The sequence below is a fragment of the Fibrella aquatilis genome (assembly GCF_017353255.1).
Classification (GTDB): Bacteria; Bacteroidota; Bacteroidia; order Cytophagales; family Spirosomataceae; genus Fibrella; species Fibrella aquatilis.
Genome location: NZ_JAFMYU010000001.1, coordinates 12,893 through 34,995, shown reverse-complemented (window position 1 = coordinate 34,995; position 22,103 = coordinate 12,893). Strand labels below are relative to the sequence as shown.

Here is a 22,103-nt window from a genome sequence, read left to right as displayed (position 1 = left end):
CAACGCATTGACAATCAGTATAGTAAACCAGTACCGTTCACACAGTTGACCTATATAACTAGTGGATAGGCAAAAAAATGTCAGTCTATTTACAGTCCTAAACCAGCTACCGATATGAATCCGAACAAAGCATTGTGGGAAAAAGGTGATTTTACCAAACTCGCCGCCTGTATGCGCGAGAGCGGAGAGGCGCTCGTGGCCAAACTGGGCATCAAGCCGGGACTTTCTGTCCTTGACCTCGGCTGTGGCGATGGTACCACCGCCCTACCTGAAGCCCAACTGGGTGCCACCGTCCTGGGCGTGGATATTGCACAAAACTTGGTGGAGGCAGGCAGCAAACGGGCCAAAGAGGCTGGGCTTACCAACCTGCGCTTCCAGGAAGGCGATGCCTGCGATTTGCACGACCTGTCCGATCATTCGTTCGACCTGGTAGTGAGCATTTTTGGGGCTATGTTCGCCCCAAAACCCTTCGATGTAGCCCGCGAAATGGTGCGCGTTACCCGCCCCGGTGGTCGCATCGTAATGGGCAACTGGATTCCCGGTGACCCTACACTGGTGGCTCAGACGCTCAGGATTAGTTCGGCCTATACGCCACCACCGCCCGACGGATTTGTTAGCCCGATGCTCTGGGGCATGGAAGACCACGTGATTGAGCGCTTCGGGAAGGCCGGTATAGCCAAAGAGGCCATAGCCTTCAGCAGAGAAATCTTTACGTTTATTGCCTCCTTCGCGCCGTCCGAGTTTTTAAATAGATTCAAAAACTACTACGGCCCCACCATGAACGCCTTTACCGCCGCCGAGGCAAACGGGAAAGCGCAGGAACTGCACCAGGAATTGACCGATCTGTTTACCAGCCAAAACAAAAGTTCCAGTCCCAGCAGGACATCCATACCAGCAACGTTTCTACTGGTAACGGTGCAGTGCTAATTGATTGGTGCCCGCATACTGCCCGGATCATCAGGAAGCCAGCCCTAGCAGCTTACTAGCGTTCTCCTTCAAAATCAACGGTTTAACCTCCTCTTTGAAGCCCGCTACCTCGAAATCTTTCAGCCAGCGTTCGGGCGTAATGAGCGGAAAATCGGTACCAAACAGCACCCGGTGTTTTAGCTGCGTGTTGGCGTATTGCACCAGCTGCGACGGAAAATACTTCGGCGACCAGCCACTCAGGTCGATGTAGACGTTGGGCTTGTGCATGGCTACCGACAGGGCTTCGTCCTGCCACGGCCACGAAGGGTGCGCAATGATGATGGGCGCATCAGGGAAATCAATGGCCACGTCGTCGAGGTGAATGGGGTTGGAGTATTCCAGCCGCAGCCCTCCCCCACCCCGCACACCCGACCCAAACCCCGAATGCCCCGAATGAAACAGCATGGGCAGTCCGGCCCCGGCAATGACTTCGTAGAGGTGGTAAGCCATGCGGTCGTTGGGGTAGAAGCCCTGCACCGTGGGGTGGAATTTGAAGCCTTTCACCCCATAGTCTTCGATCAGCCGTTTGGCTTCGCGCGCGCCCATCCGGCCTTTGTGGGGGTCAATGCTGGCGAAGGCGATCATGACGTCGGCGTTTTCCATGGCCGCTTCGGCTACTTCTTCGTTGGGAATGCGCCGCCTGCCGGTTTCGTGCTCCGAGTCGATGGTGAACATGACAAAGGCCATCTGCTGGTCGCGGTAGTAGGCAGCCGTTTCCTGAATGGTAGGCCGGTGGCTCGATTTAAAATACCGGGCAAAGGCCTCGTCGAATTCGGGGCGGTAGTCGTCGTGCGGCTGTTTGCACGACACTTCGGCGTGGGTATGTACGTCGATGGCGACGATTTTGTCCAGATCAATCATAGGGGGAGCCTACTACATTATTAAAAGTTTTACCAGTAGATACAGCACCGACGGGCAGAGCAGACAGCCCAGACCGGTGTAGAAGGTGGCCGTCATGGCTCCGTAGGGCACCAGTTTAGGGTCGGTGGCGGCCAGTCCAGCAGCTACGCCACTGGTGCTACCCAGCAGCCCGCCGAAGATCATGGCCGTGGCGGGGTTGTTGAGGCCTATGTACCGGGCAACAAGCGGGGTGCCAATCGTAACCAGGATCGACTTCACCAGCCCCGCCGCGATGCTGTTGGCAATCACGTCGGACGAGGCACCGATGGCGGCCCCTGTCACCGGGCCGACCACAAACGTGCAGGCGCCTGCGCCAATGGTGGTGATGCTTCTGGCGTCGGTGTAGCCCATGCAGCGGGCAATAATGGCCCCGCAGGTGAACGTGAGCACCACGCCGATAAACAGCGAAATTACCCCAGCCAGGCCCGTTTTTCGGACTACGCCAAAGCTGACACCCATGGCCGTGGAGACGATGGCGAAGTCGCGCAACATTGGCCCGCCCATGAGTTCGAGGCCACTGAAGGGCTTGCTGTCGGCCAGGCCTTTGTTGCCGCCCGTGAGCGTACCACCCACGTAGGCCAGCACCAGCCCAACGAAGATCGCGATGGCCGAACCGGGCAGTTTGTTGCGGGTCAGGTGGGCAGAAAGCCAGTCGGCGGAATAGCAGACCAGTCCGATAAACAGAAAGGCGACGATCAGTCCGTTTTTGACCAGCAGGGTGGTAATGTAGTCCATCAAAGGGTTGTTTTTTGGGCCGATTTAGCCAGCACAGGCACCAAGGCTACACAGATAAGCACCGGAATCACCCCCGCCAGCAAGGCAATAAACCCACTCGACACCGCTACCCGCACATTTTGCACCGACGACATAGCCACAATGACGGGGATGTACATGCTGCTCCAGAAAAGAATACCGCTGGCCAGCTGAGGGTTGAGCAGGTTGCGCCTTTCCAGCCAGTTTTGGGCAAAAATCAAGAGCAGCATGGCAAAGCCCACCCCGCCCACATTGGCGTCGATGTGAATAAGCCGACCCAGGGTTTCGCCCAATAGCTGACCAGCTATGAAACAGCCCGCCAGCAGGGCAACACCTCTAAAAAGCATGATTACGGGGTTGGTTTAAGTGAGTTGGAACATTTTTTTCAGGTCATTTTTGGTCACTTTCCCCATGGCGTTGCGCGGCAGTTCGGCCACGATCAGGTAGCGACGGGGCACTTTGTAGGCGGGCATCCGTTCGCGCAGCCAGGTGTTCAGCACGCCCGTGTCGAGCTGGGGGTTGCTGACTACCAGGGCCGCCACTACCAGTTCGCCCCACTCGTCGTTGTCGATGCCCACCACGCTGCAATCGGCAATGTCGGGATGGGTGCGCAGCACCTCCTCGATCTCCAGCGCCGAGAGTTTGTACCCCCCCGACTTGATAATGTCGATGGAACTGCGGCCCAGCATCCGGTAATACCCGTCCTCCAGCACCGCCACGTCGCCGGTTTTGAACCAGCCATCGGCAGTAAAGGCCTCGGCGGTGGCCGTGGGCTTGCGCCAGTACTCCAGAAATAAATTGGCACCCCGCACCTGAATCTCTCCGGGCGAAGCGTCGCCCGCAACAAGCGCATGACCAGCATCATTCACAAGCCGGATGCCGACGCCGGGGAGTGGCTGGCCAATGTGTCCGGCACGGCGTTCGCCCTGGTAGGGGTTGCTGATGGCCATACCCAGTTCGGTCATGCCGTAGCGTTCGAGCAGGCGGTGGCCACTGATGGTTTCCCATTTTTCCATGACTGACACAGGCAACGCCGCCGAACCCGACACCATCAGCCGGAATGTGTTCAGACTGGCCGTCAGCCTCATTTGCTGGTCGTTACTGAGTGTCTCGAAATAGGCGATGAGCTTGAAATAAATGGTCGGTACGGCCATAAACACGCCCACGTGGCCTGCATTAGCCGTTTTCTCGAACCAGTCGAAGACAGCCGCGGCCGAAAAATGGGGCAAAAACGCCACCGTCCCCCCCGCCCGAAGCGTACACGACACCACGTTGATAATCCCATGCACGTGGTGCAGCGGCAGGCAGCAGAGGCTATAGTCGGCATCGGAATAGGCCCAGGCATCGAGCAACGTAGTTACCTGCGCGTCGATGGCGGCGTGGGTGGTGACTACCCCTTTGGGCAAATTCGTCGTGCCGCTGGTGTACAAAATCATCGCCCGCCGACTGTCATCTATGGTGGGCAGTACCCCGCTGGCTACGTTGTCAGGCACGTTTTCCTCCCGACCCAGCACGATAAACCGCAGTCCCCGTGCCTGTACGTACGCAGTAAGCAGCGATTCAAATTCAGGTGAGACCACCACAATCCCGGCTTCCGTGTCTTCGATCACGTACTGCAACGACGCCAGCGGATAAGTGGTACACAGCGGCACGGCCACGCCTCCTGCCAGCCAGATTCCCCACTGCACCCGCACATAGTCGGCGCCGGGGCTGACCATAAACGCCACCCGCGCCTCGGCCAGATCGGCCTGCCCGTCCAGCAGTAGCCGCGCAAACTGCGTTGAGGTCGCCTGCAATGCGCCATAGCTGGTTACTTGATCACCCGTGATAATGGCCGTTTTCTGGGGATCGGGAAAAGGCTGCTGGATGGCATGTATCATGGCGTTCCCCATACGTTTATGGCCGTATTCACCACCAGTTCCATCTTGCGCCACTGATCGTCGTGGGTGAGATCGTTGCCGTGGTGGGTGCTCGAAAACCCGCACTGCGGACTCACGCAGAGGTTATCCAGCGGCATGTAGCGGGCGGCTTCATCAATGCGTTTGGCCAGTTCATCCATGCTTTCCAGCTCCCGCTTTTTCGACGATACGATGCCCAGCACCACCATCTTGTTGGCGGGCACGAAGCGCAGGGGCGCAAAATCACCGCTACGCTCGTCATCGTATTCCAGAAAATAGGCATCCACGTTGATGGCGTTAAAGAGAATTTCGGCCACGGGTTCATAGCCCCCCTCGGCAAACCAGGTGCTGCGGTAGTTACCCCGGCACAGATGAATACCCACCGTGAGGTCGTCGGGGCGGCCATCAATGACCGAATTGATCAGCGCGGCGTAGGTTTTGGGCAGTTCGTTGGGATCTTCGCCCCGCTCTACGGCGGCGGCCCGCATCTTGGGGTCGCAGAGGTAAGCCAGGTTGGTATCGTCGAGTTGCAGGTACCGCAGCCCGGCTTTATACAAGTGGTCAATTTCCTGTCGGTAAGCCGCGGCCAGATCATGGAAGAATTCGTCCATGTCCGGGTACGAGTTGATGTCGATGGATTTACGACCACCCCGAAAATGCACCATCGTCGGCGATGGGATCGACACCTTGGGCGTCTGGCTCACCACCGACTTCAGAAAGGTAAAATCGGCCACCTGAATGTCGTGAACGTGGTTGAGCTTGCCCGTCACGCTCAGTTTGGGTGGCGTAAAACCGTCTTCGGCGACCTTAGCATTGGGGTTGGCCTCGATGCCCCCCGTCACGCTGACGCCTTCGAGTTCTTTCAAAAAATCGAGGTGGAAATAATCGCGCCGGAACTCGCCATCGGTAATGGACCGCATACCCGTCGACTCCAGTTTTTTTACGGTATCAGCAATGGCGGCATCTTCAATGGCGCGCAACTCGTCGGCAGGCAGTTGGCCATTTTTCCACTTCTGACGGTTGTCTTTAACGGCCGTCGTTCGTAATAAGCTGCCAACATGGTCGGCGCGGAAGGGAGGAGTTTTCATAGAGTTACGGGGGTGCTCTTTCACTATTTTGCTGCCATACGAATGGCACCATCGAGGCGGATGACTTCGCCGTTAAGCATCTGGTTATCAAGGATATGCTTGGCTAGTGCAGCGTATTCGTGGGGTTGACCAAGGCGGGCGGGAAAAGGCACCTGCTGCCCCAATGAGGCCTTGGCGTCTTCGGGCAGGCCCGCCAGCAGGGGGGTTTCAAACAGACCGGGAGCAATGGTCATGACCCGGATACCGAAGCGGGCCAGTTCACGGGCGATGGGCAGGGTCATGCCCACAATGCCGCCCTTGGAAGCCGAGTACGCCGCCTGCCCGATCTGCCCGTCGAAAGCCGCGACCGAGGCCGTTGCGATCAGCACACCCCGTTCGCCGCTGGGGCCAGGTTCGTTGGTTTGCAGCACCGCCGACACCAGCCGGATCACGTTGAAGGTGCCAATCAGGTTGACCGTGATAGTTTTGGTGAAACTGGCCAGCGAGTGCGGACCGTTCTTGCCCACCACCCGCTCGGCGGGGCCGATGCCCGCGCAGTTGATAGCCCCGTGGAGGCCACCAAAATGGCTTTGAGCCACCGCAATAGCGTTTTGTACGCTTTCTTCGTTCGTCACGTCGGTCTGAACAAATTTGGCGTTGGTACCCAATTGTGCCTCAGCGGCTTCGCCCGCCTGAGTGTTGATGTCGAGCAGCATGGCATGACCGTCGTTGTCGACGATCATTTGGGCGGTGGCCAGCCCCAGGCCCGATGCGCCACCGGTAATCAGAAACGTGTTGTTGGAGATTGTCATGAAGATTGACTATAAATCGTTGTTACTAGCTCAGCGTGGTTGGTCAGCACCGCCCGCTGATTGATTGATCCTTTGTCGGTGACTTCGCCGCGATCCAGCGACGGCACGAACGGGGCGAAAATAGCCTTTTTTACCTGGCTGGCGCTGCCGCCGGAGCCATTGTCGGCCAACGTACCCAGCACGTCGGCCAGCGCAGCCAGCAGGACGGGCTGTTTGCCCACGTCGTCCAGAGTGAGCGTTGCGCAGCCGCACAACTGGCGACAGTAGTTGAGGTCGGGAAACACGATGGCCCCGACATAGGCACGGTCGTGACCGGTAATGACGGCGTCGGTAAACAGGCCTCGCCCGGCTTCGATCAGCTTCACGCGCAACGTACCCACGCTCACCCACGTGCCGGTGTCAAGCTTAAAATCTTCGGCAATGCGCCCGTCGAACACCATGCCCGCGTTGGGGTTTTCGGGGTCTACGAATTTGAGCGCATCGCCGGTACGGTAGAATCCCTCGTTGTCGAAAGCAGCGGCGGTAGCGGCGGGGTTACGCCAGTAGCCGGGCATCACGTTACGGCCCCGATAGCGCACTTCCAGCTTGCCGCCGTTCGGCATCAGCTTCAGGTCGAACGCGGGCACGGGCACACCCAATAGTCCTGCAAACCCGCCTGCTTTGGCCGAAAACAGGGCCGACGGGCTGGCTTCGGTACAGCCTAAACCTGTGGCGATCACGATTTTTTCGCCCACCGTATCCACCGCCAGGGCCTCCAGCGCATCCCAGACGTGCTGTGGCATGCCCGCCCCAGCGTAGAACAGGAGCTTCAGGTGGCTGAAAAAATGCTCGCGCAGTGCCCGGTCGCGGCGCAGGTGCGGGATAAGGTCGGCAAAGCCCCTGGGTACGTTGCAGTACATCGTGGGTTGGCATTCGCGGAGGTTGGCCACCGTGATTTCGATACCCGCCGGGGTGGGGTTGCCCTCGTCAATGTAGAGCGTGCCGCCGTTGTAGAGCGTCAGGCCGAAGTTGTGGTTACCGCCAAACGTATGATTCCACGGTAGCCAGTCGATCAGCACCAGGCCACCGTTGGCCATAAATGGAAACGTCTGGGTGATCTGTTGCCAGTTAGTGCAGACGTTTTCGTGGGTGTTGATCACGCCTTTGGGCAGCCCCGTCGAGCCGGAGGTGAACAGGATCTTAGCCACCGTGTCGGGCCGAATCTGGTCAAAAGCAGCCACTACAGCCTCAAAATCGGGGTTTTTGTTGGTCAACAGCTCACTTAACAGCGTAGTGTGCAGACCCGGCGGCGGGTGGCGGATCAGCAGCACCGGCGCAGTACCCGCTACCGCCCGCAACGCCTTTTCGTAGCTAGCCCCATCCGACGCAAACAGCAACCCCGGCGTGAGCAGATCGACGGCGTGGCGCAGTTTCTCGAAATCAGTGGAACGCAGCGAATAGGCCGGGGCAATCACCGACACAGGCACGCCAATGTGCAGGGCCGCCAGACACAGCAACCCATGCTCGATACTGTTCTCCGACAAGATCACAACAGGCCGCTCGGGCGACACACCGGTGGTCAGCAGCCAGTTGGCAATTCGCAGCACCTGAGTCAGCGTCTGGGCGTAGGTCAGTTGCCGCCACGGCCCTAACTTGCCAGCGGGGGCCGGTTCGCGCTGGGCCAGAAACACCCGGTCGGGCGTGTGGGTGGCCCAGTGCAGCAGCCGCTCGGTCATGCGCAACGGGTGGGGAGCCAGCGGTTCGGTGGCCCGCAACAGCAGGGCGCCATCCGCGCCGATGGTCTGCTCAATGCGGGGCGTGACGGTCGCGACGGGCCGAAAAGGGGCCGCTTGCAGGAGGTCGGTTACGGCGTTCATTGGCCTACTTTTTTGGCTTTTCCCGCCAGAAACTCCGCCAGACGCGCTTTGGCTTCGGGGGCATTTTGGGCAATGGCCGCCGTCAGCGACTCCATCAGCATCCCCTGCTCCTGGCTGGCATCGACAATGCGCGGCAGCACGTGCATGAGCGCATAATTGGTCATCCCGGCGTTAGAGGCCACTTTTTGGGCCAGTTCAATCGCCTTTTCCAGCGCCTTACCTTCCTCTACCACATACTGCGACAGGCCAATGACCATGCCCTCGTCGGCGCGGTATACCCGGCCTGTGAGCATCATGTCGGTCATGCGGGCCAAGCCAATGAGTTTGGGTACCCGCACCGAGGCTCCGCCGCCTACGAAGATGCCGCGCTGACCTTCGGGCAGGGCGTAGAAGGTGCCTGTTTCGGCCACGCGGATATGGCAGGCGCTGGCTAGTTCCAGCCCTCCCCCCACGCAGGCCCCATGAAGCGCGGCAATGACGGGCACGGTGCCAAACTGCACCTGATCCAGCGCCCGGTGCCACATGCGCGAGTGGTGCAGGCCCTGCACAGCGTCGCGCTCGGTCAGCGCCGACAGGTCCAGCCCGGCGCTGAAATGACCTCCTTCGCCATACACCACGGCACAGCCGATGCCCGCCGGTACGTGAGTGAATACGTGTTCAATAGCCAAGATCAGCTCGTCGTTGATAGCGTTGCGTTTTTCGGGTCGGTTAAGTTTAACCAGCAGGATGTTATCCTGAACAGTTACCTGTACGGAGCTGGGCAGGGTAGTGAAGAGCGTGGACATAAGGAGCAGGCGCGGGTTGGGTGAGTACGCCGTTTAGGAAAGGATGGCTGGTTGACTGGCGCGACGTTCGCTGTCGATAGCCTGCCGGTAGGGTTTTAGAGCCAGCAGGCCAAGCACCAGCCCCATGCCGCCGCCAAGCCCGTAGAGCAGCACCAGCGAATACCGGATCATGCTTTCGTCGCGAAACACAAAATCGGTAAACAGGGCAACCAGCGTGGGGCCGAGGCCGATGCCAATCAGGTTCAGGATAAACAGGTAGATAGCCGACGCCAGCCCACGCGCCTGGTTGGGCATCAGTTCCTGAATAGCCGCTGCCGCCGCGCCAAACGGACACGCTAGGCCAAAAATAGGAATGGCCATGGCCAGCAATGCCCACTCGGCTTTGGGCAACAAGGGAATGAAAAAGCCACACAAGGCCAGGCAGGCACTCAGCACACCTACCCGCAACCGCCCGTCGGTGAGACCTTCTCTGGTGAGCTTATCGGCATACCAGCCCCCAAACACCACGCCCAGCAACGACGCCACGATGGTGACCAGCCCGAAAAAGGCCCCGGCGCGGGGCACTTCCCAGCCGTAGGTGCGGGCCACGAACGTGGGCACCCAGGCCGAGCAACCGTAGTTGATCAGGGCCTGGCAGGCCGTGGTGAAGCAGATGAGCAGGTAGGCCGTCCGATAGCGAAAAACAAGCCGAAGCGATTCGGCAAAGGAAGGCAGAACAGTGGCCCCGTCGACCTGAAGCAGGTTGGTACGGCGCGGCTCGCGGATGGTGAACAAGAGCAACCCGATCACCAAACCGGGGATGCCGACATACAAAAACAGCAGTTGCCAGGGGAAAACAGTGCCAAAAACGGGCAGGGTTACCAGTCCCGCCGTGGGCAGCTTAGCCACAATGCCCGACCCGATCAGCGTGGCCAGACCCGACCCCAGGAAAATGCCCATCGAAAAGATGCTCAGCGCCGTAGCCAGCCGCTTTTTGGGAAACAGATCGGCAATCATCGAAAACGCCGAGGGCGATAGCGTGGCCTCACCCACACCCACGCCCATGCGCACCAGAAAAAACTGGGGGTAGGTACGTACGCCGCCGCACAAAACGGTCATCAGACTCCAGACGTTAATGCCCCCGATAACGATGTTGCGGCGACTGTAGCGGTCGGCCAGCCGCCCGATCACCATGCCGAAGACGGTATAGAACAGGGCGAAACTCAGCCCCATCAGCAGGCTCATCTGGGTGTCGGAGAGGTGCAAATCGTACTTAATGGGCTTCACCAGCAAACTCAGAATCTGCCGGTCGATGAAAGAAGAAATGTTGGCCAGGGTCAGCAACGAGACCACATACCAGGCGTAGCGCGAAGAAGGTTGAGCGTCCATACCGGGGTTGATTAATGAATCTGCCACACCTGAATAGTGACCCCACCCGGCTTACGGATCCCTTTGGCAATGAAGAGGCTTCTCATGAGCCACTCATATTTGCCGGGAGGCGTTTCAAAAGAAGGTGCCGCCCGAAAATAGTACTCCGAAGGAGCCACGTCTTCCCCGTTCAGCAGCCGCTTGGCTACCTCGGCAGTGGCCACCCGAATACCCTTGTTGACCACGTAGATAAGCGTGCCGTCGTCGGTTTTAAGGGTATAAAGGGCGTTGAGTTCGGTGGTATTGTCGGGGCGGACAATCTGCCAGTCGGCCCCGCCGTCGATGATCGTCCCGTTGAGGTTTGGGCCGCTGAACGTACCGCCTTTGATGGGCACGATACGGCGGGTGCCGTGTGGGGTATCGCCCACCACCAGCGGCGGGGCAACAGCCACCTGCAATTCGCAGACAAATTCTAGTCGGGGGGATTCCGGCGCAGCTTGAGCCAGTGCCAACGAGGCGGGGGCGATCACCCAGAGCCAGAACGCCAGCTGACGAACGCGTAAAACTGATGTGAACATGGGTTAGTAGGAGTTACGTACAAAAAGATAAAAATATCCTTATAAAGTCTAATATGGCTTTCTAACCGTGTAATAAGTAATTCTTATCAGGCAGTGTATTTGCATAAGCATAGCGTGTCGATGGCAGGGTAAATGGAATTAAGGCAATTGAAATACTTTGTGGGCGTGGCCGAAGAACTGCATTTCGGTCGTGCCGCCGAGAAACTGTTCGTATCACAACCCGCTATCAGTCAGCAGATTAAGCTACTGGAAGAGGAGTTAGGCGTTGAATTATTCGTTGGCACCAAGCGGACGCTGTTACGCAAAGTAGAGCTGACCGAAGCGGGGGCGGCTTTCCTGGCCGATGCTAGGCGGATTCTGCACCTGAGTCAGAAAGCAGTAGAAAAAGTACGGCAGGTGGGGGCTAAACAACAGGCAATTAAGCTGGCGGTCTTCAAACTGATCCTGCCCGAACGGATTATGACTATGCTCAACCTGTTTTCCTCGCATGTCCCCAGTCTGGAGGTCAACCTGATCGAGTTGTCGAACACCAATCAGGTGCAGGAATGGGTGCTGAACGAGCAGGCTGACCTGGGCATGACGGTGCTGCCGCTGCTCCACGACGACTTCACGGCAATACCCTATGCCGAAACCGGTTACAGCATCCTGATGAGCCGCAGCCATCCCCTAGCCTCGCAGTCGGCCCTTGAACTGACGGCCTTGCAGCAGGAAAAATGGATCGACCACGGGCGGGAAGCGGGGCTATTTTATCAGCAGATCGAGGCCATCTGTCGGCAAGCCAACATAGACCGGGAAGGCAACATCGTGCAGGTGGTCCCCTCCTTCGACCTGCTCAAGAGTATGGTGCGGCTGGGCCGGGGCATTGCCTTCATCCCCGCCTCGCTGGATCTGCAACAGGAACCCACGCTGGTCTCCATGCCCATCATCAACCCCGACGGCAGCCCCTTCAAAGCGATCATCATTCAGCACGTGCTCATCCACAAAACCGACCGCGCCACCCCGCTGGTACAGGCATTAGCCGGGCTAATTCAATAGAGTAGTAGTAGTCTGTTGAGCGTACTAGCCGGGGCCGATGCTGAAGTCGGTAACAGCCTCAACAGTATAAGCGGCAGGTACACCAAAAGATGTTGACGAGCATAACACCCAACGCCAACGGGGGGTGATGGTGATCACAAAACTCGCTGAAACGAACGTACCTGAACCTTTACACACCCGTTTGGTTGGGCTGAAAACACTGACCTACCGGCGTGCCCCCTGTCGCCCGCAACACGGCCCCAGCGCAACTTTACTACTTAGGTATTTGGCTGGTCTGTTTACCCAAATACCCGCCTAAATATCCGAAGAAAGCAGCATATTAAGCACCTCATTCTTCATGGTGTACGAATCTGCTTCGTCTGAATTGCATAAAATAACAAAGCCAAGCTGACGAGAAGGTATCAAACACAATACAGAAACATATCCATCATCACGCCCATCATGATTGACAAGATTAACCCCACGGTAAGGATAAATAAACCAACTTAAACCGATGGCTTGCCGAGAAGATGAATCTATTTGAAAGGTAGGGGTTTGCATGAGGGCAATACTGGCCGCAGACAAAATTCGGCTTGTCTTATACACGCCTTCGTTCAGATTTGCAATCATCCAGTGTGACAGGTCAATGACATTCGTATTTAGTGTTCCACTGGCTGAATGCATCCGATTGTAAGGGTAAACAGAATTGACTTTTAGGGGAATGCCTGTGTGGGGGCTAGTGCGCCAAGATGAGCTTACCTCAGGTAAAAGCAAACTGCTTCTAACCATTTGTAGTGGCTGCAAAATGGTTTCCTTAACGTATTGCTCGAAGGGTTTTCCAGTTACTTTGGCTACAACGTCTGCTAAGACATCATACGCCATATTGCTGTAGTGATATGCTGTACCTGGCGTAGCTAGTAACGTCTGATTAGTTAAGCTACGTGTCCATCGTTCAGCGGCTCCTTTGTCGGCTACAGCTTTTTCCCATTCGTACTCTTCTACATCAGGCATACCTGATGTATGATTTAAAACTTGACGGATGGTAATGTCCCTGTAACGCTTATCAGCCATTGAGAAGTAGGGTAAATAATGAGTCAGTTTTTCGTCCAGTCGAAGTTTTTTCCTCTCTATTAGCTGAAGAATGGAAGTAGCTGTAAATGTCTTCGTGACTGAGGCAACATGAAAAGTGTTATCGGATTTCAATGGCTGCTTTGTTTTGATATTAGCTACGCCAAACCCTTTCAAATGGATAAGTTCTTTCCCTTTTACAATGGCGATAGAGATACCCGGCACAGGGCTTTCCTTAGCCGTATCAATCTGAGCCTGTATGTATTTGTCTATTTGTGTGAACAGCCGTTTTTCTGCTTCTACTTTATGAAGAGACTGGCCGCTTCCTGTGAATGGAAGGAAAAACAACACTAACCAAAACTTGATTGGCAGATTCATAAAATTGCAGACTAAAGATCTATTTTTCACGCCAACAAACAGATCGAATTTGACCGACGCGATAGCAAAAATAAAACAATTGATTAACAAAGGCTTATGCTCTAGGGCGTGCCAACTGTCAGACGAAAGACGGACTTGAAAGCCCACAACTTGACTCACTTCTGCGTGCGAACTGTCACACGAAGCTATCTCACGCACCGCCCGACGGCTCCACCGGCGAGCAACCTGTCGCACGCTAAACGGAACACGCCCAAGCCCTTTGCACGCATGGCCCCGCCCAACAAGTTAATGTACGCCAGATAGCTAAATGCTAAACGGTTGACAGTCAGCATATCTGCATTTTTTGTTTGCCAGATTACTGGTACGTTTGCGGGACTGTTCAGTAAGTACTTGACTGTCGTGCAATTACAAATTGGGAGGTCGATTTCTACGAGTAAAATGGCAAAAAATTGCGTTAACCGCGTTGGTCGAACGGATGTGGGATATTGAAGGCTTTCTTAACTACTTCTTTTTGTTAACTGTAGTAGACTGCTCAGCGATTGATTTCTACCAACAGCGCCCAGCCATCAAAAACAGCTTTAACCACTGAAATAAGTATAGCAGGAACAATCCAATACGTACCCATCGGCCAACCGGCTGTCATAGCAATACCGGTTATAATGAAACAAACAGTAGCCAGTTGGTCAATGAGCATATTAAACAGATACTGTCGTCTGTGCTGCTTTTGCTTGTTTTGAAGGTTGTTCAGATCAAGTCGAAAAATGAACAGCCAACTAAGGATGCCGATCACTAACACAGCGGTACCGGCTGTTTGGGTCGTTAGTGCTGGAACTAAGAACAAAATAGACAGCACAAGCACCGTCAGCAGCAGCAGTATAGAAAGCAACGCTCGGTCAACTAACCCCTTGATGGACAGTATCTTGGTTAGGTTAATCGACACGCCCACGAAAATAAGTCCGGTCAGTGCGGCAGATGCACTGGCTACGGCTAAATAGAAATCATTCCACTCCTTCATCGCTAAGGGCAAAAAGTGATGCTCAACGTGTCAATTCCACAACATCAGGGTTTGGGCTGCGCAAGGCCATAGACTTCATCCAGCCAATCGAAGGCCCGCTGATTGAACAGCGAGCGGTTGCCGTCCTCGCAGTGTTCACCGGCTCCGTCGGCATTCTTGAATAGGATATATTGTTTCGGACACGTCAGCCCGTCGTAGACGTGCTTGGCGAACGAGGCAATCTCATCGTTTTCTGCCGCGCAGACCAGCGTTTCGCAGCGAATACTATCGACCCTATCCTTATAGGTAAAGGTTTTGGTGGCTTCGATGTAGTCCCTCACCGATGCGGCTTGATGCACAGCCAATCCCCGGCGTAGCGACCACCCTTTAACCGGGTCCCGAAGCACGCGTTTCAGGATCAGGTTAGCAAGCCCATTTTTGAAACGGCTGTCGCTGAGGAGATAATTCAGCAGGAAACCCGGCATGCGTTTTGTAACGGCATCGTACAAATCAGACTGGGCGGGGTCGGCAATCAGGGCCGAGACGCGGTGTTCCTGCGTAACGGCTCTGGGTGCCAGATACCCACCGAAGCTGATGCCTAACTGGGCAATACACGCTGTGTTTACATCGCTGCGGGTGTGGAGATAATCCACAACGGGCGTCAGCACATGCTCCCAGTCGGGGCGGAACGGAACGCCTCGCTCGATAATCATTTCGCCCTGCCCCGGCCCGTCATAGACCAGACAGTTGTAGCCACGACGCAGAGCGGCTTCAGCACTAAAGAAATACATCTCTTCGGCGGGGCAATCGTATCCGCCCGTGATGATTAGGGTGGGCCGCACCGTCTCAGAACGGTCCACTTTGAAAAAATAGCCCGTCATAAACGTCTTTTCATACGGTATGGAGATCTCTTCCACCGAATAGGGAGCGTACTTCATGGCTTTACGAAACGTATCGCGCTGATTCCGGTAGGCCTCTTTCACGCGCGGGTCGGTAAGCGAACCGATGTGGAAAATGTAGGAAGTACGGTAGTAGTTAGATGCCTTTAGATACCCCTCCCGTGCACTGACCAAATGGCCCGCCTTCTCACTGGCCTGTGCCTGTTGGTCGATACGCTGGGCGGTGGCTGTCCATTCGCGATACCAGCTTTCCGTGTCTTTTTCCCGAATACGGGCCGCCGTCATCATGCATTCGCCGACGTCAGCCCCGTTGTGATACACGTGATTGACGGCCCGAATCAACTGTCCGTCGAACATCGGGTCTTTAAAGAACAAGTGCATCGTGCGTGTCAACATGACCATGAGCGTTAGGGTGTGTGCCTGATTGGGTGAGTGTATGCAGTTTGGCCTGTAAGACCATCGACATAGTACGGGCGCGGATTTTGGCGGTTTCAGCTACCGTACCGATGAACAGGTCGTCCACCGTCAGGCAGAACAGGCTTACCCAGCGGTCGAACTGAGCGGGCTGGAGGGCCTGCTTCAAATGCAGTTCAACGTGTTTTAGAATGACGTTACCGTGATACCGGTTTTGTCCGAAGAGCACGGTTTCCCAGAAATCGCCCAGGAGCGGAAAGTGGGTTTCGGGCGTTACACGGGCGACCAATGTGAAGACCAGTCCGATTTGTTCATCGGCGAAGACCCTTCCGTAAAAGGTCGCTACCAAGTGGTCAATGTCTGTGCGGTTTTGGATATCGTGCATGGCAGAGTTACGTTGACATAAACAGGGATGAGTAGAAATAATAAGCCCCCCAGCCCAGGAAAGCGATCACCAGTGCCCACACCCAACTGGGAATGGCTTTGGGGGTTTCAGACGCCACCACCACAAACGAATCGGTTCGTTCGCTGCCGTAGGCATTGACCGTAAGTGGAATGACATCCGACACCGTGTCGCCCTCGGCAATACCAATGACCGAAATGGCCGGCCCATTACGGACCGTGAAAGAAATGTGCTGCACGCCTTCCCGCCCGTCCGACGAGCGGGCCACGATTTTCAGCGCGTGCAGACCATCCGTCAGCCGGGTCGTGTCGATGTCTAATTTGATGGGTGGGGCGTAAGCCGCGAACGGGACGGGGTTGTCGTCGAGAAAAAGCGTGACAAGCTGCGAGGTCTTAGCCATGATTCCAGTCGATAAGCGGGGGGTGAACAGCCCGTCGCGGTTTAACACTGTAGTAAATCAGCAGCCCGAACGTCAGCACCACGACGCCAATCGAGCTGTAGAACACGACGTAGTCGAATAGCCCTTCGGGACCCGTGCCGTGGGTAATGTTGGCGAACCCCTTCGGTTGCCGTTTTCGGCAGAGCGGACAAGCGAAGCTCCATAGGCTCAGCAGGCAGAATAGCAGCGTCAAAAAGCGTGTTTTCATAGCTATTGGGTTGTTTCGGTTTCTATAGCCGCCCGGATTTGGCGCACCAGCTCAGGAGTCACTTTTTCGGCTCTATTACTCCAGGCACTTCGCTCATGGGTGGCAATGGCGGCAATCTCCGCGTCTGAGAGTTTTTGGGCAAAGGGAGGCATCACGGCGTATTCAGCGCGGGCATCGTAGCCCTGTAACACAATCCGAACCAGCATCTCGGCATTGGCATCGTTTACAATGGGGCTACCTTTCAGGGGTGGGAAGGCCCCTTTAAGTCCCTCGCCACCCGCCTGGTGACACGCCTGGCAATGCTGGGCATACAGCGCAGCACCGTCGAGCACCGCTTCGCCAGAAGCGGTGCCACTACCCGCAGCCGGTTTCGGTTTTTTGTATTCGAGAAAGGCAGGTGACTGGCCATCAGGCAAATCAACCTGTTTGAGCGACAGCAGATAGGCGACCAACTGCCGGGCACGCTCGGTCGGTACGATGTGGCCCGTAATACCCTGCCGGAACTCGGCCGGTACGTTCAACTCTTTATCGTAGCTGCCCACCGTCGATTGGGTGGTAAACAACCACGGGTAGGCGGGCATAATGGATTCCTTGACGACCGAGCGCGGATTGAACAGGTGCAGGTAATGCCAGTCTTCACTGGGTTGCCGCTCGCCTAGTTCGGTCAGATCGGGGCCGGTACGTTCCGTGCCCAGCACCGAGGGCGTTGCCCGTAGGTTGTCCAGGCGGGCGTTACGGGCGTAGTCGGCGGGAATACCGGGACGGCCACCCCAGGTCTTGTCCATGTCGATGTTACGTACCTGCTGCGTATGGCAGGCCATGCAGTTCTCGCTCACAAAGACATCCAGTCCGTTTTGAATCTCGGCATTCGTGGGGGACGCATCCGGCAGCGGTGCGTTGTTATTCTGTACCGAAAAGGCGGGCATAACGGCAATCAGCGTACTGAGCAGGAGGAAAACCCCAGCCGCCAGCCCCAGAAACAGCCGGTGGTTTTTATGCAGATTCAGCCACATGATGGGTGTTGTTTAAATGGGGAACAGAACTCGCTTCAGAGGCAGGGGCCGATTTAAGGAGCATCTCGTAGAGGTTGAAGGCGAAAACGAAATGGGAGAGCAGCATCAGGGTACCGCCAATGGCCCGCCAAACCCAGAAAGGGGCCATCAGCACGACGCTTTTGATAAACGGCTCCCCATCCAGCCAGCTCAACCCCTTCAGTGTACCACCAATCATCATCGAGACGATGTAAGCCAGCAGCCCCAGCAGAGCAAACCAGAAGTGAATACCCACCAGGAGCTGTCGCGGCTCGCGGCCCATGAAGCGAGGCACCAGCGTATAGATGCACCCCCAGAGCAGGAAGGCAATAATGCCATACATGGTAATGTGGGAGTGCGCTACGTTGAAGTCGGTGAAGTGCCAGACGACGTTGGTGAACCGAAAGGCCTGCATGGACCCCTGCACCGAGCCGGTAAAGTAGAACAGGACGCCTACGGCCAGAAACGGCAGTGAATAACTGCTGGTCACGTGTTTGCCGCTGCCGCGAAAGGTCATCACAAAGTTGGTGGTACCGGCCAGCACCGGAATGAACATACCGGCACTAAAGACAATGGCCACCGCCTGAAGCCACCACGGAACCGGGCTGAATACGTAATGGTGGGTGCCAATCAGGGTATAAAACAGCAACTGCGTCCAGAAAGCCAGCACTCCCAGTGAGTAGGAGTAGATCGGCTTATTGAGCGACATGGGCAGGAAATAATACACCAGCCCCAGCGTAAAGGACATAAACCACATGCCCACGCCCTGGTGCATATAATAGCCCTGGATGACGGTTTCGCCTAAGCCATTCTGGTAAAAGGGCAGGTAGGCAATAACGGACAGGATAATAACCCAGGACAAAGCACCCAGCATGTACCAGTTGGAGATGTACATCTCCTCGATCTGACGGTGCGCCACGGTCTGGTAGAAGTTGTACAGGCTAATGACCAGGCCGATGGCAAACAGGGCCATCACCGGCCAGATAAACTCGCGGTATTCGCCCCCGCCGTTGTTGATACCGTTCATCAGACACAGCGTACCCAGCACTAAGCAGGCGTTGATCAGTCCCAGCGAAAGCCAGCCCAAGCGGTAGCTAAACAGGCGAGTGTTGCTGGTTCGGGTCACCACAAACAGCCCCAGGCCCAGCATCGACAGCGACGACCAGCCCCAAAAGACCGTATTGGTGTGAACCGGTCGGAGCCGCCCAAAGGAGAGCCACGCGACATGGTCAATATCGGGCCGGACAAACTTGATACCCACGTACCAGCCAATGGCCGTTCCGAAAACCAACCAGAAAGCCGCACTCAGCAGGTAGGCGGCAATGAGCCGGATAAGCGCGGGTTCTACTTTACCGTACCGGAGCGTGTGCTTCTTTTCGGCCACTAAGGGCGCGTGCATGTCCGTAGTTACGTGGCTGACCAGCCCTTTCTCATCTTGGGGACGTTGCTCACTACCCAATTCACGACCCGTCAGTTGATAAGAACGGGCCTGCCGCCGTTCCAGAATCTGGTCGAGCTGGTCGGTTGTCAGATTGGCCACGGTTTCCTCAAACGTCTCGTTTTGTTGCTGCTCCAACGGGGTAGACAACTTGTTGAGCACACCACCCAACCGGGCAATGGCCAGTACCAACACCCCCGCCATTACGATGACCAACAAAATAATGGTCCCGATAATACCCGGCTGACTCCACACATCACCGACCGGACTACCCTGAGCAAGCACGGGTTGAACACTCAGCACCAGCAGTAGACTGGCCCAGTGCCAGCGATTAAGGATAGAGGATTCCATAGCTAATTTTCGGTTAAGAGATTATTGAACAAGGTGTTACCCGACTGTGGCCGTGAACGATACACCGGTTTCGACAGAGCACGGAAGCCAAGCCAGAGCAGTAGGGTTACTTTAATCACTTCGGTGACTATGTAGTACCAGTGGGCGCAGGAGGGTCCGGGTATACGGTTGTGCTGGTACAACTCAATGCGATGGCTGAGAAACTGATTTTTTGTAATCTGCCGTGTCATAGATGCTAACAGTTAAATAGTGAAACACCTTTTTATCTCTTAATTGGCCAAATTTTTTAGCTTCTGCCCAAAAACAACTGTTGTTGGTCTAATAAGTCATTGAAGTTACCCAGCGTAGCTGATTCCAGCATCTGTTGAATATTGGCTCGAATGGCTTTAAACTCATTATGGAGCGGGCAGGGGTTTTTCTCAGAACAATAGCTCAGCCCCAGGCCACAATCGACAAAAAGTTTATCACCATCCATAACCCGGACTACATCGGCTAAGCTCTGGTTCATGGACTGCTGATTCACAAAAAAGCCACCCGTGGGCCCCTTTGCCGATTGAATAACATCGCGCCGACTTAAGTCTTGCAGGATCCGGGCAATGAATGATTCTGGTGCGTCAATGGCTTTAGCAATTTGTTTGAAACTTACTTTCTGGTTCTGCTTGGATTGTTGAGCAATATAAATAACGGCTCTTAGCGCGTACTCACAGGTCTTGGAAAACATGATTCAATCAACTTTACGAGGCAAATATAGGTGCCGCTATTAAAATACAAAAATATATTCTACTATTTTTTGGCAAGCAATAGGTAATGTCGTTCACTCAACTGGTACGAAAACGTCGTCTGCATAGTACACCGTTGTTGCCAAGGACAAGGCTGCCACTACGGTACAGGCGTTGGGAGCAACGCTCGTCCGCAGTGGCCCCTTCACTGTACCGGCCTGACGGGTTGGCAACCAATCCAGAATCCAATTCACTGTTTCAGTGTCCAGGTCTTCGTCTCAATGGGGGCCTGTTGCAGGGCGTTATACAGTTCTCTGTCGTCGGCGAAAACCAGTTGAGGTACCGTACTTTGTTCAATGCTGACGGTCAGTTGTACAGGGTCGTAGGGCCAGGGGTCGAGACCCAGGGTGCCATCGGGGCGTTGGAAAACGTAGTAGGGAGTGCCGTCGGGACCTTTGCTGATCTCCAGTCGGCGGCCTTCAGGGGGTACCTGATCAAGGCACAGGATCAGCGAAAACGCATCGCACCACTGCACAAAGTCATAGGCGTAAGTGGCCTCGGCTTTGGTAACACCATATTGCCGCCGCCACGACTGCTGGTTTTGCTTCTGTTGATCCAGAAATTCATCCAAAGCTGGGTCAGTGTCACGTTTTTCTTCGTACAAAAACGTGCTGTGCATCGACACCATCAGCGCATTCCAGCGGCTTTTCTGAAGGGCAATGCTGACCATATTCCGCATCTGTTCGACGGAATAAGACAGTTCCTGAAAATTGAGCGGTGCACCTAGTGGTGTAAGGTGATTGCGGCCCTCGTAAGGTTCCTGACCGTCGTCGTGTTCGGTGAGGGCAATTAGGGTTTCGGGCCAGTGGAGGGGGCGTTTTGCCGCTTTCCATTGCTGCCCTAACTGAAACGCCAGCAACCCATGGGCCGGTTGGTGAATAATTTCCCAGCCAGTTGAGGCGAGTTTTACGATCATAGAAGCGAAGGTGCGAAAGAGTGAATGGCGAAAGAGTGAAAGAGTGAAAGAGTGCCGGATCACACTCTTTCACTCTTTCGCCATTCACTCTTTCACTAATTATATAGTGCGTCGCGGAGGTCGATGCCGTAGAAAAGCGACGTGGGAGTGTTCTTATGGGGCTGTACCTTATCGAGGTCCATATGTGGAGCCATATTCAGGATTGTGATGCAGCTCATGATGGTCTGCTGGCACATGGCGTACACCTGCCGCGCTTTCTCGTTGTTAAACTCGCGGGCTTCACTGGCGCATTTCTCGCACACTTCAATACAAGTTTCGGCCAGCAGCCTGGTATTTTCCGACCCCCGTACGTAAAGCATGGCCACCTGACGGCAGATGTCGGCACAATCGAGGTTGAGAAAAATGAAGCGGTACCAGTTTTCAATATCCACCGACCGTGAGGATTCTGTTGCGGTTTCATCGCAGAGGGCGGCGCAGCTAGTCAGGGTGTCGTATACTGATTTATTCCAAATCATGAGGTTACTGTTGAAGACGTGAGTGAATCAATGTTGTGGGAAGGTAAAGGCAGTCCGCGTCGCTAATTCGAGTTGGGTGGTTCGTGCCCAGGAGCGGGCTTCAGCAATGCTTTGTTCAATCACCTGCTGACGGTTACCCTCACCGCGTTCTACCAGCGTGTTGGCAATCTCGATGGCTTTGGCCCGCGTGCTTGGGTTTAATGAACGCATAGCTGCGGGGAAGTGAGTAAGGGTCCAGTTCATAGGGGCGTGTTGTTGCTGTCTCGACTGTTTCTGTAGAATAATTATGCCAAG

General features: G+C 55.5%; 25 protein-coding genes. 2 read left to right on the top strand and 23 right to left on the bottom strand.

Going from position 1 to position 22,103, the window contains the following annotated elements; genetic code table 11:
* Positions 1–114 precede the first annotated feature (114 nt).
* The gene (locus tag J2I48_RS00180; protein ID WP_207333360.1) at positions 115–927 is read left to right on the top strand and encodes a class I SAM-dependent methyltransferase; all 813 of its coding nucleotides are present in this window, start codon (positions 115–117) and stop codon (positions 925–927) included.
* A 30-nt stretch (positions 928–957) separates the two neighbouring features.
* Here J2I48_RS00180 and J2I48_RS00175 read toward each other — a convergent pair whose 3' ends face one another.
* Genes J2I48_RS00175 through J2I48_RS00130 form a run of 10 tightly spaced genes read right to left on the bottom strand, consistent with a single transcriptional unit; the run spans position 958 to position 10,962 of the window.
* Positions 958–1,827 carry an amidohydrolase family protein gene (locus tag J2I48_RS00175; RefSeq protein ID WP_207333359.1) on the bottom strand — a complete coding sequence of 290 codons (870 nt, stop codon included), beginning with the start codon at positions 1,825–1,827 and terminating at the stop codon, positions 958–960.
* A 12-nt stretch (positions 1,828–1,839) separates the two neighbouring features.
* Entirely contained in the window at positions 1,840–2,601 is a 762-nt protein-coding gene (gene madM, locus J2I48_RS00170; protein ID WP_207333358.1) for a malonate transporter subunit MadM, read from the bottom strand.
* Complete coding sequence (gene madL / locus J2I48_RS00165) at positions 2,601–2,966, bottom strand: malonate transporter subunit MadL (protein WP_207333357.1); 366 nt, start codon at positions 2,964–2,966, stop codon at positions 2,601–2,603. The genes madM and madL overlap by 1 nt, the downstream gene beginning before the upstream one ends.
* 15 nt (positions 2,967–2,981) lie before the next feature.
* Positions 2,982–4,499 (bottom strand): acyl-CoA synthetase, encoded by a 1,518-nt coding sequence (locus J2I48_RS00160; RefSeq protein ID WP_207333356.1) that lies wholly within the window; start codon positions 4,497–4,499, stop codon positions 2,982–2,984.
* Positions 4,496–5,605 carry a 5-methyltetrahydropteroyltriglutamate--homocysteine S-methyltransferase gene (locus J2I48_RS00155; protein ID WP_207333355.1) on the bottom strand — a complete coding sequence of 370 codons (1,110 nt, stop codon included), beginning with the start codon at positions 5,603–5,605 and terminating at the stop codon, positions 4,496–4,498. Before J2I48_RS00155 ends, J2I48_RS00160 begins: the two co-directional genes overlap by 4 nt.
* 23 nt (positions 5,606–5,628) lie before the next feature.
* Positions 5,629–6,396, bottom strand: a complete 768-nt coding sequence (locus tag J2I48_RS00150; protein ID WP_207333354.1) for a 3-hydroxyacyl-CoA dehydrogenase — start codon at positions 6,394–6,396, stop codon at positions 5,629–5,631.
* Positions 6,393–8,252, bottom strand: coding sequence for a feruloyl-CoA synthase (locus J2I48_RS00145; RefSeq protein ID WP_207333353.1), 1,860 nt, complete (start codon positions 8,250–8,252; stop codon positions 6,393–6,395). The genes J2I48_RS00150 and J2I48_RS00145 overlap by 4 nt, the downstream gene beginning before the upstream one ends.
* Positions 8,249–9,037 carry a crotonase/enoyl-CoA hydratase family protein gene (locus J2I48_RS00140; RefSeq protein WP_207333352.1) on the bottom strand — a complete coding sequence of 263 codons (789 nt, stop codon included), beginning with the start codon at positions 9,035–9,037 and terminating at the stop codon, positions 8,249–8,251. Before J2I48_RS00140 ends, J2I48_RS00145 begins: the two co-directional genes overlap by 4 nt.
* A 33-nt stretch (positions 9,038–9,070) precedes the next feature.
* Positions 9,071–10,405: a spinster family MFS transporter gene (locus J2I48_RS00135; protein WP_207333351.1), complete on the bottom strand. Its 1,335-nt coding sequence runs from the start codon at positions 10,403–10,405 to the stop codon at positions 9,071–9,073.
* An 11-nt stretch (positions 10,406–10,416) separates the two neighbouring features.
* Entirely contained in the window at positions 10,417–10,962 is a 546-nt protein-coding gene (locus J2I48_RS00130) for a DUF3237 domain-containing protein (RefSeq protein WP_207333350.1), read from the bottom strand.
* 132 nt (positions 10,963–11,094) lie between these two features.
* Between J2I48_RS00130 and J2I48_RS00125 the strand changes: the two genes are divergently transcribed.
* Positions 11,095–11,997: a LysR family transcriptional regulator gene (locus J2I48_RS00125; protein WP_207333349.1), complete on the top strand. Its 903-nt coding sequence runs from the start codon at positions 11,095–11,097 to the stop codon at positions 11,995–11,997.
* Positions 11,998–12,291: 294 nt separating this feature from the next.
* On the opposite strand, the gene J2I48_RS00120 is transcribed toward J2I48_RS00125, so the two are convergent.
* The 13 genes from J2I48_RS00120 to J2I48_RS00060 all read right to left on the bottom strand — a co-directional run bounded on the left by J2I48_RS00120 (position 12,292) and on the right by J2I48_RS00060 (position 22,052).
* A complete protein-coding gene (locus J2I48_RS00120) occupies positions 12,292–13,422 on the bottom strand; it encodes a serine hydrolase domain-containing protein (protein ID WP_207333348.1) in 1,131 nt (376 codons plus the stop codon).
* Between the two features lie 532 nt (positions 13,423–13,954).
* Entirely contained in the window at positions 13,955–14,437 is a 483-nt protein-coding gene (locus J2I48_RS00115) for a hypothetical protein (RefSeq protein WP_207333347.1), read from the bottom strand.
* 44 nt (positions 14,438–14,481) lie between these two features.
* Positions 14,482–15,696: an alpha/beta hydrolase family protein gene (locus J2I48_RS00110; RefSeq protein ID WP_207333346.1), complete on the bottom strand. Its 1,215-nt coding sequence runs from the start codon at positions 15,694–15,696 to the stop codon at positions 14,482–14,484.
* Complete coding sequence (locus J2I48_RS00105; RefSeq protein ID WP_207333345.1) at positions 15,680–16,114, bottom strand: group III truncated hemoglobin; 435 nt, start codon at positions 16,112–16,114, stop codon at positions 15,680–15,682. Before J2I48_RS00105 ends, J2I48_RS00110 begins: the two co-directional genes overlap by 17 nt.
* Positions 16,115–16,121: 7 nt before the next feature.
* Positions 16,122–16,532: a cytochrome C gene (locus J2I48_RS00100; RefSeq protein ID WP_207333344.1), complete on the bottom strand. Its 411-nt coding sequence runs from the start codon at positions 16,530–16,532 to the stop codon at positions 16,122–16,124.
* Positions 16,525–16,779 carry a hypothetical protein gene (locus J2I48_RS00095; protein WP_207333343.1) on the bottom strand — a complete coding sequence of 85 codons (255 nt, stop codon included), beginning with the start codon at positions 16,777–16,779 and terminating at the stop codon, positions 16,525–16,527. Before J2I48_RS00095 ends, J2I48_RS00100 begins: the two co-directional genes overlap by 8 nt.
* 2 nt (positions 16,780–16,781) lie before the next feature.
* Positions 16,782–17,792, bottom strand: coding sequence for a cbb3-type cytochrome c oxidase subunit II (locus J2I48_RS00090; RefSeq protein WP_207333342.1), 1,011 nt, complete (start codon positions 17,790–17,792; stop codon positions 16,782–16,784).
* Entirely contained in the window at positions 17,773–19,599 is a 1,827-nt protein-coding gene (locus J2I48_RS00085) for a cbb3-type cytochrome c oxidase subunit I (protein ID WP_207333341.1), read from the bottom strand. Before J2I48_RS00085 ends, J2I48_RS00090 begins: the two co-directional genes overlap by 20 nt.
* A gap of 2 nt (positions 19,600–19,601) precedes the next feature.
* Positions 19,602–19,829, bottom strand: a complete 228-nt coding sequence (locus J2I48_RS00080) for a hypothetical protein (RefSeq protein WP_207333340.1) — start codon at positions 19,827–19,829, stop codon at positions 19,602–19,604.
* A 56-nt stretch (positions 19,830–19,885) separates the two neighbouring features.
* Positions 19,886–20,320 (bottom strand): RrF2 family transcriptional regulator, encoded by a 435-nt coding sequence (locus tag J2I48_RS00075; RefSeq protein WP_207333339.1) that lies wholly within the window; start codon positions 20,318–20,320, stop codon positions 19,886–19,888.
* A 248-nt stretch (positions 20,321–20,568) separates the two neighbouring features.
* Complete coding sequence (locus J2I48_RS00070; RefSeq protein ID WP_207333338.1) at positions 20,569–21,294, bottom strand: DUF3891 family protein; 726 nt, start codon at positions 21,292–21,294, stop codon at positions 20,569–20,571.
* A gap of 95 nt (positions 21,295–21,389) precedes the next feature.
* Positions 21,390–21,809 (bottom strand): four-helix bundle copper-binding protein, encoded by a 420-nt coding sequence (locus J2I48_RS00065; protein WP_207333337.1) that lies wholly within the window; start codon positions 21,807–21,809, stop codon positions 21,390–21,392.
* A gap of 27 nt (positions 21,810–21,836) precedes the next feature.
* Complete coding sequence (locus J2I48_RS00060; protein WP_207333336.1) at positions 21,837–22,052, bottom strand: DUF2188 domain-containing protein; 216 nt, start codon at positions 22,050–22,052, stop codon at positions 21,837–21,839.
* Positions 22,053–22,103 lie beyond the last annotated feature (51 nt).

Coding starts and splice junctions, on each gene's coding strand:
- J2I48_RS00180 (WP_207333360.1), top strand. CDS start 115: ATGAATCCGAACAAAGCATTGTGGGAAAAAGGTGATTTTACCAAACTC.
- J2I48_RS00175 (WP_207333359.1), bottom strand. CDS start 1,827: ATGATTGATCTGGACAAAATCGTCGCCATCGACGTACATACCCACGCC.
- madM (WP_207333358.1), bottom strand. CDS start 2,601: ATGGACTACATTACCACCCTGCTGGTCAAAAACGGACTGATCGTCGCC.
- madL (WP_207333357.1), bottom strand. CDS start 2,966: ATGCTTTTTAGAGGTGTTGCCCTGCTGGCGGGCTGTTTCATAGCTGGT.
- J2I48_RS00160 (WP_207333356.1), bottom strand. CDS start 4,499: ATGATACATGCCATCCAGCAGCCTTTTCCCGATCCCCAGAAAACGGCC.
- J2I48_RS00155 (WP_207333355.1), bottom strand. CDS start 5,605: ATGAAAACTCCTCCCTTCCGCGCCGACCATGTTGGCAGCTTATTACGA.
- J2I48_RS00150 (WP_207333354.1), bottom strand. CDS start 6,396: ATGACAATCTCCAACAACACGTTTCTGATTACCGGTGGCGCATCGGGC.
- J2I48_RS00145 (WP_207333353.1), bottom strand. CDS start 8,252: ATGAACGCCGTAACCGACCTCCTGCAAGCGGCCCCTTTTCGGCCCGTC.
- J2I48_RS00140 (WP_207333352.1), bottom strand. CDS start 9,037: ATGTCCACGCTCTTCACTACCCTGCCCAGCTCCGTACAGGTAACTGTT.
- J2I48_RS00135 (WP_207333351.1), bottom strand. CDS start 10,405: ATGGACGCTCAACCTTCTTCGCGCTACGCCTGGTATGTGGTCTCGTTG.
- J2I48_RS00130 (WP_207333350.1), bottom strand. CDS start 10,962: ATGTTCACATCAGTTTTACGCGTTCGTCAGCTGGCGTTCTGGCTCTGG.
- J2I48_RS00125 (WP_207333349.1), top strand. CDS start 11,095: ATGGAATTAAGGCAATTGAAATACTTTGTGGGCGTGGCCGAAGAACTG.
- J2I48_RS00120 (WP_207333348.1), bottom strand. CDS start 13,422: ATGAATCTGCCAATCAAGTTTTGGTTAGTGTTGTTTTTCCTTCCATTC.
- J2I48_RS00115 (WP_207333347.1), bottom strand. CDS start 14,437: ATGAAGGAGTGGAATGATTTCTATTTAGCCGTAGCCAGTGCATCTGCC.
- J2I48_RS00110 (WP_207333346.1), bottom strand. CDS start 15,696: ATGCACTTGTTCTTTAAAGACCCGATGTTCGACGGACAGTTGATTCGG.
- J2I48_RS00105 (WP_207333345.1), bottom strand. CDS start 16,114: ATGCACGATATCCAAAACCGCACAGACATTGACCACTTGGTAGCGACC.
- J2I48_RS00100 (WP_207333344.1), bottom strand. CDS start 16,532: ATGGCTAAGACCTCGCAGCTTGTCACGCTTTTTCTCGACGACAACCCC.
- J2I48_RS00095 (WP_207333343.1), bottom strand. CDS start 16,779: ATGAAAACACGCTTTTTGACGCTGCTATTCTGCCTGCTGAGCCTATGG.
- J2I48_RS00090 (WP_207333342.1), bottom strand. CDS start 17,792: ATGTGGCTGAATCTGCATAAAAACCACCGGCTGTTTCTGGGGCTGGCG.
- J2I48_RS00085 (WP_207333341.1), bottom strand. CDS start 19,599: ATGGAATCCTCTATCCTTAATCGCTGGCACTGGGCCAGTCTACTGCTG.
- J2I48_RS00080 (WP_207333340.1), bottom strand. CDS start 19,829: ATGACACGGCAGATTACAAAAAATCAGTTTCTCAGCCATCGCATTGAG.
- J2I48_RS00075 (WP_207333339.1), bottom strand. CDS start 20,320: ATGTTTTCCAAGACCTGTGAGTACGCGCTAAGAGCCGTTATTTATATT.
- J2I48_RS00070 (WP_207333338.1), bottom strand. CDS start 21,294: ATGATCGTAAAACTCGCCTCAACTGGCTGGGAAATTATTCACCAACCG.
- J2I48_RS00065 (WP_207333337.1), bottom strand. CDS start 21,809: ATGATTTGGAATAAATCAGTATACGACACCCTGACTAGCTGCGCCGCC.
- J2I48_RS00060 (WP_207333336.1), bottom strand. CDS start 22,052: ATGAACTGGACCCTTACTCACTTCCCCGCAGCTATGCGTTCATTAAAC.